Raw genomic sequence first — 10,365 nt, 5'->3', positions numbered from 1 at the left:
ACATCACTGTAAGAATAAGTAAAAACCGAGCAACAAAGAGTTAATTGTCCTAGATCGAGCTCAAAGGGCAGCGCATGTTTGGCATTTATGCTGTGTTATCGCCTATTTATGAGGGATAACCACACTGCATAGGCTCTGCCTTGCCTAAATACCAAACTGTTAGCTGAAGAATTAATTACGAAAAGTCAGCACGGCCTAATATGTTTTACTAGAAATTGGTTAGTTACCCGTGCAAAGCAATTGTATAATGTTAAGAGCAATGGCAGTATGACGATTTATTGCATGGTGTAATTCATATCACGCGTACCTTCAAAACAGGGCAAACGATCATTGGTAAAAAATTGTATCGTTCTTAGCAATTTAATCTTGAGTAATAAGTGACTAGCCCCCATAACCCTATGATTAAGCCACGTGGCCCGAGGAAATATTTTTGACAACACATGATTTAACAAATGCGCTTAATGCGTTATCAGCTGAAAAGCACCACAACGCAGTTAAAGGCATTAAACGTGGCATTGAACGAGAGTCGCTAAGAATACAAAGTAATGGCGTGATATCTCCTAAAGGGCACCCTAAAGGGGTGGGTAGTGCGTTAACTAACGGTCATATTACAACTGACTTTTCTGAGTCATTACTTGAGTTTATCACCCCTGTTAGTGATTCGTCGTCGCAAACTCTTAAGCAATTAAAAGATTTACAAAAGTTTACGCTAGAAAAAATGGGTGATGAACTGCTTTGGCCTATTAGTATGCCATGCTTTATCGAGCATCAAGATGATATTGTTTTAGCTCAATTTGGCAGTTCCAATACAGGTAAAATGAAAACACTCTATCGTGAAGGGTTAAAAAATCGCTACGGTAGTATGATGCAAGCCATCGCGGGTGTGCATTTTAATATTTCTTTTCCAGATACCTTGTGGCACTCGCTTCATTCGCTAGAACAAAGCAATGCAAGCATGCAAGATTTTATTTCTGATGGTTATTTAGCACTTATCCGAAACTTTAAGCGCGAACTATGGTTAATTAGTTATCTATTTGGTGCATCACCGGCTTTATGCAGCTCATTTTTACAAGGGCGAAAAACAGAGTTACCCTTCAAAAAACTGGGCAAAGGCACACTTTATTTAGAGGTGGGCACTGCGCTGCGTTTAGGTAACCTAGGGTATACAAATAGCGCACAATCATCTTTACGTGTTATGTATAATTCGCTTGATGAGTATGTAGCAGGGCTTAAGAACGCAATTAATACGCCATCAGATATTTACAGTAATCTTGATGACTATACGAGTACAGCACCTAAGCAACTAAATAAAAATATACTGCAAATCGAAAATGAATTTTATTCACCTATACGCCCTAAACGCAATGCTAAAAATGGTGAAACGCCAACAGATGCATTACTTAGAGCGGGTATTGAGTATATTGAAATTCGCGCACTAGATGTAAACCCATTTAGCGAAGTGGGTATTGATATAGAGCAGATTCACTTTCTAGACGTTTTTTTGACGTATTGCTTATTAAAAAATTCACCACAAATGGATTGGAAAGAACAAGCGTGTAGCACTGAAAACCTCGATACGGTTGTAAATCAGGGTCGCGAAGAAGGGCTCATGCTTAACTTTAATAATGAATCACGTAGTCTTCAATCATGGGGAGATGAGATATTTTCTCAATTAAGTGAAGTAGCTGTGTGGATGGATAATGCTTACGGTGTTGATTATTACTCAAGTACAGTAAAGCGGATGGCTACATGGATCCATAACCCAGCATTGACCTATTCGGGGCGTTATGTGGCAGAACTAAAAGAGTCTGGTTTAGATAATGGACATTTTGCTTTAGCGTTGGCTAATAAGTATAGGGAAAACCATGCTGAGGCCCAGTACAGTGAGTTTTTAAAGCCTTGGTTGGAGCAACAAGTTGTAGAGTCTAATGAGGCTCAGGCAGCGATTGAAGGGGCTGATACGCAATCGTTTACTGAATTTTTGGATGCGTATTTTAAAGGGAAATAATTGGCTGTTAGTTAAAATAAAAAAACGCAGCCCTTAAGTGGCTGCGTAAATATTCTTCAGGGATGAAACAATGCTGTACTGCTGCATTATAAAATCAGACCTACACATTTTATAAAAGTTCAGTGAGATCTTAAAATATGAAAAAAAACACAATTATTTTATCTCTAGTGCTGACTATAGCTGGCTGTGCAACAGCTCCTCCAAAGCAACCTAATGATATTTGTAAAATTTTTGAAGAAAAGTCAGATTGGTATTACGACGCAAAAGACGTTCAAGAAAAGTGGGGCTCTCCAAAGCACGTACTCATGAGTATGATGTATCAAGAAAGCTCGTTTAAACACGACGCAGCCCCACCGATGGAATATTTTTTATGGATAATCCCAACGGGTCGTGCCAGTGATGCTTATGGTTATTCACAGGCCAAAACGCCTACGTGGTCTGATTATATTAGAGAGACGGGTAACAGTGGCGCAGATCGGGACGACTTCGATGATGCAATTGATTTTATGGCATGGTTTGTTTATAAAACTCACAAAGTGAATGGTATTTCTAAATGGGATGCTTACGCACAATACCTTAATTATCATGAAGGGTGGGGCGGCTACAAACGTGGTGCTTACAAGAAAAAAAAGTGGCTAATGGGCGTAGCTAATAAGGTAAAAAACAGAGCAAGCCGTTATGGTGCGCAATTAAAGCGATGTGAAGATGAACTTGATAAAGGTTGGTTGGAACGGCTATTTACGTAATAGAAAAACAGTTTAAATAAGGAGCCAAATGGCTCCTTTTTTGTTTTAACGGGTTCGCTTACTAGGCTGTATTTTTACCTGTTTAATCATGTTCTCTTTTACTTCGAGCACTTCAACAGGGTAACCAGCAATACGTAAACTAATGTTGGCATCAGGAATGTCTTCTAAATACTCAACAATTAAGCCGCTAAGTGTTTTAGGGCCATCGAGCGGAAATTCCCAACCCATTTCTTTGTTTAAATCGCGAACGTTAGCACCACCATCAACAATAAAAGAACCATCTGTTTGAGTGGTAACTTCTTCACTTGGCGTGCGTGTTTGCGTTGTTGTAAAGTCACCAACTACTTCTTCAAGAATATCTTCGAGTGTAACTAAACCTTGAATGTCACCGTATTCGTCAACCACCAAACCAATACGTTCTTTAGATTGTTGGAATTTTAAAAGTTGCGTATTGAGCGAAGTACCTTCAGGTATAAAGTAAATTTCACGAACCGCACGCAATAGTGATGGTTTATCAAATTGCTCTTTTGTAAGTAGTCTAAGCGCATCACGCGAATGAATAAACCCAACAGCATCGTCAATATTATCTCGATAAAGTAATACGCGTGTATGTTGAGAGTGCGTAAGCTGGCGGCTAATTAGTTTCCAGTCGTCATTTATATCTATCGCCACAATTTCGTTGCGTGGGATCATAATATCTTCAACGGTAACTTGTTCTAAATCTAAAATTGAAGTTAGCATGCTTTGGTGACGGGCGGGTAATAGAGCACCGGATTCGTTTACCACTGTTTTTAATTCTTCTTTACTCATGCTGTGTTCGTCAATTTGAGCGGCACTAATACCAAATAACCGCAGTATTCCATTAGTCATCCAGTTAATAACAACAACAAAAGGGAATAGAATTTTAAGTAACCCTTTGAGTATTATTGAACTTGGAAAAGCAACTTTTTCAGGATATAAAGCGGCAAGTGTCTTAGGAGTCACCTCGGCAAATATCAGCACAACAAGTGTGAGTGCACCTGTAGCAATAGCGATACCTAAATCACCATATAAACGTATACCAATAATAGTGGCAACTTGCGCCGCTGCTATATTGACTAGGTTATTGCCGATTAAAATTAAACCAATTAATCTATCTGGACGGCTGAGTAATTTACTGACTCGCTTAGCTGCACGATGATCTTGTTTAGCAAGATGTCGCAGGCGTATACGATTGATTGACATGATCCCAGTTTCTGAACCGGAAAAATAAGCAGAAAAAAGTACCAATAAACCTAAAATGATAAATAGGGTACTTGTCGATATGTCGTCCAACGATGGATCCTTTTCTTATAAATCAATGCGTATTAAGCTAGAGTGAGCTTGCAGAGTCAAGTTAAAACTTATTAAGTACCACTTCTTGTATGAAACGGCTGCCAAAATAAGCAAGTGTGAGGATAAATGCAGCGACCATGATGGTAATAACAACGGGTTTTCCTCTCCATCCTTTTTTCATATGACCTAATGCAACGACTGCAAATATTACCCAAGCGAGCAAAGATAGTATCGTTTTGTGGATAAATTCTTTTGCAAACATCCCATCAAGAAAAACAAAGCCAGATATTAATGCAAAAGTAAGCAGTACAGTACCTAAGTTAAGCAGTTGGTATAGTTGACGTTCAACAACCATAAGAGGTGGTAAATGACTATGCACTATGGCTAAATCTTTACGTTTTAAACGCTTATCAATAAAGTAAAACTGAACCCCGTATAAAGTAGCAATAATTAAAATACAATATGCCAGTAAAGATAAAGAAATATGAGTGACTAAGCCAATTTCAACTTGCAAGCTTTGCAAAAGCAAGTGGTGAGGGATAAATAAGCTTGCAATGCTTAATAATGCGGCAAAACCATATACAACAGGGAGTAACAAGGTTGCAGGAAACTTTAACGATACGGCCGTGACGGATACAACGATAACCCAGCAGGTTAGTAAAGCCACATTAACGATACTTAAATCTTGGCCGTCGGCACGAAAAACAGAGTTTACCAACAATAGCATATGCGCCAATATAGCAACCGTACTCAGTACTATAGTGACTTTTTGGCTTGGTCCTTGTTGGTGAAACAGTCGTGAAAGCACGTGAGACGTTGCTAGCACATAAAATAAACTGGCAATAATAGTTAAACTAATAATCAGCATAATGCTTGGGCCACTTAATTTGAGTCAAAAAAATTCTTGTTGTTATGTGGCCATTGTATTTTATAGCAAAGCAAATGCATAGACCTTAAAAAAAGAAACTCAACTACTAGCACTTGAACACTGTATTGTCCGCCACCATTTACGGTATACTGTTTTTAATTCAAATTTAATAATATCAATATCGTTAATTGAACGGCCAGACTAAGCGGTCGTGTGATTAGATTGATATAACGTCTTATCGGAACCGATACATGTTTGAGAACCTCCAAGAACGATTAGGTAAAACCTTAAAAAATATCAGTGGTCGAGGCCGCCTAACAGAAGACAACATTAAAGACACTCTTCGTGAAGTGCGTATGGCTTTTTTAGAAGCCGATGTGGCGTTGCCTGTTGTTCGTGATTTTGTAAAACAAGTGAAAGAACGCGCCGTTGGTGTGGAAGTTACTAAAAGTTTAAGCCCAGGCCAAGTATTCGTGAAAATCGTCCGCGAAGAACTTGAAAAAGCAATGGGTGAAGCCAATGAAGAACTGAGCTTAAATGCACAACCACCAGCGGTTGTAATGATGGCAGGTCTTCAAGGTGCAGGTAAAACCACGAGTGTTGCAAAACTAGCTAAGTTTTTAAAAGAGCGTAAGAAAAAATCGGTGCTTGTAGTCAGTGCCGACGTATACCGCCCTGCGGCAATCAAGCAGTTAGAAACACTTGCTGCTGAAGTTGATGTTGATTTTTTCCCAAGTGATATCTCGCAAAAGCCGGTAGATATTGCAACAGCTGCTATCTCTCATGCAAAAAAGAAATTTATCGATGTAGTACTTGTTGATACCGCTGGTCGTTTACATGTCGATAGTGACATGATGGATGAGATTAAAGATCTCCATAAAGCAATCAACCCAATTGAAACATTATTTGTTGTTGATGCAATGACAGGCCAAGATGCCGCCAATACAGCAAAAGCATTTGACGAAGCATTACCACTTACCGGTGTTATATTAACAAAGACCGACGGTGATGCGCGTGGTGGTGCCGCTTTATCTATTCGCCATATCACGGGTAAACCGATTAAATTTATGGGTGTTGGTGAGCGTACTGATGCATTAGAGCCTTTTCATCCGGACCGTATAGCGTCGCGTATTTTAGGTATGGGTGATGTACTTTCATTAATCGAAGAAGTCGAGATGAAAGTCGATAAAGAGCAGGCTGCCAAAGTTGCGGAAAAAGTATTTAAAGGTGCTGGTTTTACGCTTGACGATTTTGCCGATCAACTTAAACAAATGAAAAGCATGGGCGGTATGATGTCTATGCTTGATAAACTGCCTGGTATGTCTAATTTACCCGATGCAGTTAAAGGGCAAATGGGTGATAAAACGTTCATTCAAATGGAAGCAATTATTAGCTCTATGACGAAAAAAGAACGTGCTCGTCCTGAAATCATTAAAGGTTCGCGTAAAAAACGTATCGCAGCGGGCTCTGGTACACAAGTACAAGAGATCAATAAGTTGCTCAAGCAGTTTACGCAAATGCAAAAAATGATGAAAAAGATGAAAGGCAAAGGCGGCATGATGAAAATGATGCGCGGTATGAAAGGCATGTTACCTCCAGGAATGATGGGCGGTGGTGGGCCTAAATTTTAAAATTAGCTCAGCGCTATTTTTTAGGATCAAAATAATATTCAATAAAAAAGGAGCAAATTGCTCCTTTTTTATTGAATAAATTATGCGCATTGTACATAGTTAATCCTATTTCCTCGTTCAGATCACAATTTAACCTACTAAACTGTCTTTTTGGTTCACTTCTTACTTGCGTTATTGCCAAAAACTCGTACAATTCCCCAGCTCCCCATTCTGGGGAGTAAATCTTATTAATGAAAACAGTCAATCTTTATAGAGGACGGTATGGTAACTATTCGTTTGCAACGTGGTGGCGCTAAAAAACGCCCTTTCTATCAAATTGTGGTTGCGGATAGCCGTTTCTCGCGTGACGGTCGCTTCATCGAGAAAGTAGGCTTTTTTAACCCAATTGCTGCAGGTCAAGAAGAAAAAATTCGTTTAGATTTACCACGTGTTGAACACTGGGTAGGTCAGGGCGCATCTCTTTCAGATCGCGTAGCTAAGTTAGTAAAAGACGCTCGTAAAGCGGCTTAATAGGCGTAAGTGTAACCATGAGTCAAGAGAACACCTCATCAATAATTGTCGTAGGAAAGCTCGGTGCCCCATATGGTATAAAGGGCTGGCTTAAGGTACATTCATTTACTGATGATCCCATAGGGATCTTCGATTTCAGCCCGTGGTTGATAGGGCAGCAAGGTAAATGGCAGTCCTTAGAAGTGGTCGACTGGCGTCGCCACAACAAAGGCTTTATCGCTAAATTTGCGCAGGTAAACGACCGAGACGAAGCAATGGCTTATACCCATGCCGAAATCTCAATGGATTCAGCGCAATTACCAGAACTCCCGCAAGGTGAGTTTTATTGGCGAGATCTCATTGGCATGTCCGTTGTAACTGATAAAGGTTATGACTTAGGCATTGTTGATGACCTAATGGAGACAGGATCAAATGACGTACTAGTTGTGAAAGCAAACAGTAAAGACGCATTTGGTCAAGCTGAGCGTTTAATTCCTTTTTTAACTGATTCAGTTATTAAAGATGTTAAATACGATGCAAGAGAAATTACCGTAGACTGGGATCCTGGGTTTTAATGACGCAAACTAGTTCATTATGGGTAGGGGTGATAAGCCTTTTTCCAGACATGTTTGATGCAATTACCCAGCAAGGGGTTACCGGTCGCGCAGTAAAAAGTGGTTTAATTGATTTTAATTGTTGGAATCCACGGGACTACGCTTTAGATAAGCATAGAACAGTGGATGATCGCCCTTACGGGGGCGGACCTGGCATGTTAATGATGGTTGAACCATTAAAGAAAGCCATTCTTGACGCTAAAAAAGCGGCAGGTGATGGTGCTAAAGTAATTTATATGTCCCCACAAGGGCGCAAACTTGATCAGCAAGGAGCAAGCGAACTCGCAAGCTCTAAAAAACTGATTTTGATTGCCGGTCGCTATGAAGGTATAGATGAGAGAATAATAGAATCATATGTTGACGAAGAATGGTCAATTGGTGATTTTATTTTGAGTGGTGGTGAACTACCTGCCATGACATTAATTGACGCAGTAGCGCGATTAGTGCCAGGCGTGTTAGGTCATAACCAGTCAGCGGAACAAGATTCATTTTCGGATGGCTTGTTAGATTGTCCACACTATACACGACCAGAAACATTGGACGACAAACAGGTTCCTGCTGTATTACTCAGTGGCAACCACCAAGAGATAGCAAAATGGCGGCTTATGCAGTCATTAGGTAGAACTTGGTTACGACGTCCTGACTTGTTGCATAACCTAGCTCTGACTGAGGAGCAAGCGGTATTACTCGCGAAATTTCAGCAAGAGTACCAAAAAGCTTGTGGCTAGAAGACAGTTACACCTAGGAAAGTGAGAAACATAATGGCAAAAGTAAACCAAAATATTATTAAAGCGCTTGAAGATGAGCAGCTTAAAACAGACGTACCTACATTCGGCCCTGGTGATACAGTGGTTGTACAGGTAAAAGTAAAAGAAGGTGCTAAAGAGCGTCTACAGGCCTTTGAAGGTGTTGTAATCGCTAAGCGTAATCGTGGTCTTCACTCAGCATTTACAGTTCGTAAGATTTCGAACGGTGAAGGTGTTGAGCGTGTATTCCAAACGCACAGCCCTCTTATTGATAGCGTAACAGTTAAGCGTCGCGGTGCAGTTCGCCGTGCTAAGCTTTACTATCTACGTGAGCGTTCTGGTAAATCTGCACGTATTAGAGAAAAGCTTAACTAATACGCGCTGTTTATCAACGCAAAAAAACGGGTTGCATCCTTCGGGTTGCAACCCGTTTTGGTTTTTATGATATTATTTTCTCAACTCTCAACTCTTCACCTAGCTTTCATTATCCGTAAAATTTTGGGATTAATCTTTTCTCAGTTCATCGATCCTGTTAGTATTTATCGTATTGATTAGTTTACTTTTATGTAAATTTATATTTACGTTGTTTGTTTTTTAAGGTGGTATGGACGTGGCTGACATAAATGATTTAGCACAGCTAAGAGAAGGTATAGATGAATGCGACGCACAGCTGGTTGCTTTACTTGCTAAACGCAATGGTATTACGCAAAAAATTGGTGAGATAAAACAACAAACGGGTGCGCCTTTACATGCACCTGCCCGTGAAGCTGAGCTATTAGCGGCAAGACGACAAGAAGCAATCAATCAAAATGTAAGCCCAGATCTCGTTGAAGATATACTAAGACGCATGATGCGAGAAGCCTATCAAAACCAACAAGCAAAGCTTGCATGTGCAGCGCCAGAGCTTTCGCCAATTGTAATTGTGGGTGGTCAAGGTGCTATGGGACAGCTATTTGCACAGCAGTTTATTCGCTCAGGTTACGACGTTAAAATTTTAGATAAAGATCAGCAAAGCGATGCGAAAAATATTTTAAAAGGCGCGAAGCTGGTAATGATTAGCGTACCTATTAATGCATTGGACGCTGTCGTTGCTAAGTTACCTAAACTAGATGAAGACTGTTTGCTTGTAGATATTACATCGGTAAAGCAATCGCCGATTAAAGCACTGAAAGCTGCGCACAGTGGGCCGGTTGTTGGTTTACATCCTATGTTTGGGCCTGATATATCACACTGGGTAAAACAAACAGTCGTTGTATGTGAAGGGCGAGAGCACCAAGCGGCAACCGGTTTATTAGCGCAGTTACAAGTATGGGGTTGTCAACTTGTTGAACTTGATGCGAAAAAGCACGATGAAGCAATGCAAATTATTCAAGTAATGCGTCATTTAACCACCTTTGTATATGGGCAATTTCTAGCTAAGCAAAGCCATACGTTAGAAGAGTTACGAAGCTGCTCTTCACCAATTTATCAGCTTGAATTAATGATGGTGGGGCGTTTATTTGCTCAATCACCAGAGCTTTATTCGGATATTATGTTAGCTCAATTTGATGATGTAGAAAGTTTACTTGCGCAGTATCAAGATACATTTTCTAGTACATTAGCAAAATTAAAAATGGGAGATAAAAGCGCGTTAATAGCTTCCTTTGCTGATGCAAAGGCGTATTTTTCTGATTCAACGCAGCACTTTTTAACGCAGAGTAGAAGTTTATTAAATAAAGCGAATGATGCAAAGGTACTCGATTAACGCTCAGGACGTGTTGAACTTTGGTGGTTTGATTTTCAGCAGACTGTTTGCTATTTAGGTAAGGGAGAGCCTGTGATGTATGTTCCCCATAAATAGGCGATAACGCAGCATAAATGCTAAACATGCGCAGCTCTTTGGGTTCTTTCTAGGGGCGATTAACTCTTTGTTGCTCGGTTTTTACTTAGCCCACTAGGTTACAAACCTC

Annotated in this window: 10 protein-coding genes; 8 read left to right on the top strand and 2 right to left on the bottom strand. The window is 40.1% G+C overall.

Features of this window, described 5'->3' with window-relative positions; all coding sequences use genetic code 11:
- The first annotated feature begins 430 nt into the window (after window positions 1-430).
- Both gshA and CWB66_RS13010 read left to right on the top strand, forming a co-directional pair.
- Window positions 431-2,008, top strand: a complete 1,578-nt coding sequence (gene gshA, locus CWB66_RS13015) for a glutamate--cysteine ligase (RefSeq protein WP_138585705.1) — start codon at window positions 431-433, stop codon at window positions 2,006-2,008.
- A gap of 137 nt (window positions 2,009-2,145) precedes the next feature.
- Window positions 2,146-2,754, top strand: a complete 609-nt coding sequence (locus tag CWB66_RS13010; RefSeq protein WP_138585704.1) for a transglycosylase SLT domain-containing protein — start codon at window positions 2,146-2,148, stop codon at window positions 2,752-2,754.
- Window positions 2,755-2,799: 45 nt separating this feature from the next.
- Here the strand turns inward: CWB66_RS13010 and CWB66_RS13005 are convergent, their stop codons facing one another.
- Both CWB66_RS13005 and CWB66_RS13000 read right to left on the bottom strand, forming a co-directional pair.
- Window positions 2,800-4,068 (bottom strand): HlyC/CorC family transporter, encoded by a 1,269-nt coding sequence (locus tag CWB66_RS13005; RefSeq protein WP_138585703.1) that lies wholly within the window; start codon window positions 4,066-4,068, stop codon window positions 2,800-2,802.
- Window positions 4,069-4,129: 61 nt separating this feature from the next.
- A complete protein-coding gene (locus tag CWB66_RS13000) occupies window positions 4,130-4,936 on the bottom strand; it encodes a cytochrome C assembly family protein (RefSeq protein ID WP_077538607.1) in 807 nt (268 codons plus the stop codon).
- Between the two features lie 251 nt (window positions 4,937-5,187).
- Between CWB66_RS13000 and ffh the strand changes: the two genes are divergently transcribed.
- The 6 genes from ffh (at window position 5,188) to tyrA (ending at window position 10,160) form a co-directional block, all read left to right on the top strand.
- Complete coding sequence (gene ffh, locus CWB66_RS12995; protein ID WP_077538606.1) at window positions 5,188-6,567, top strand: signal recognition particle protein; 1,380 nt, start codon at window positions 5,188-5,190, stop codon at window positions 6,565-6,567.
- A 261-nt stretch (window positions 6,568-6,828) separates the two neighbouring features.
- Entirely contained in the window at window positions 6,829-7,077 is a 249-nt protein-coding gene (gene rpsP / locus CWB66_RS12990) for a 30S ribosomal protein S16 (protein WP_011327633.1), read from the top strand.
- Between the two features lie 17 nt (window positions 7,078-7,094).
- Window positions 7,095-7,631 carry a ribosome maturation factor RimM gene (gene rimM, locus CWB66_RS12985; RefSeq protein WP_007378357.1) on the top strand — a complete coding sequence of 179 codons (537 nt, stop codon included), beginning with the start codon at window positions 7,095-7,097 and terminating at the stop codon, window positions 7,629-7,631.
- Window positions 7,631-8,398 carry a tRNA (guanosine(37)-N1)-methyltransferase TrmD gene (gene trmD / locus CWB66_RS12980; RefSeq protein WP_138585702.1) on the top strand — a complete coding sequence of 256 codons (768 nt, stop codon included), beginning with the start codon at window positions 7,631-7,633 and terminating at the stop codon, window positions 8,396-8,398. The genes rimM and trmD overlap by 1 nt, the downstream gene beginning before the upstream one ends.
- A gap of 33 nt (window positions 8,399-8,431) precedes the next feature.
- Window positions 8,432-8,791: a 50S ribosomal protein L19 gene (rplS, locus tag CWB66_RS12975; protein WP_007378355.1), complete on the top strand. Its 360-nt coding sequence runs from the start codon at window positions 8,432-8,434 to the stop codon at window positions 8,789-8,791.
- 235 nt (window positions 8,792-9,026) lie between these two features.
- Entirely contained in the window at window positions 9,027-10,160 is a 1,134-nt protein-coding gene (gene tyrA / locus CWB66_RS12970; RefSeq protein WP_138585701.1) for a bifunctional chorismate mutase/prephenate dehydrogenase, read from the top strand.
- Window positions 10,161-10,365 lie beyond the last annotated feature (205 nt).

The sequence above is a fragment of the Pseudoalteromonas sp. S558 genome, from assembly GCF_005886635.1.
Lineage (GTDB): Bacteria > Pseudomonadota > Gammaproteobacteria > Enterobacterales > Alteromonadaceae > Pseudoalteromonas > Pseudoalteromonas aliena.
Note: the sequence above shows the minus strand (reverse complement) of the source record. Positions and strands in the feature narration are given on the sequence as shown.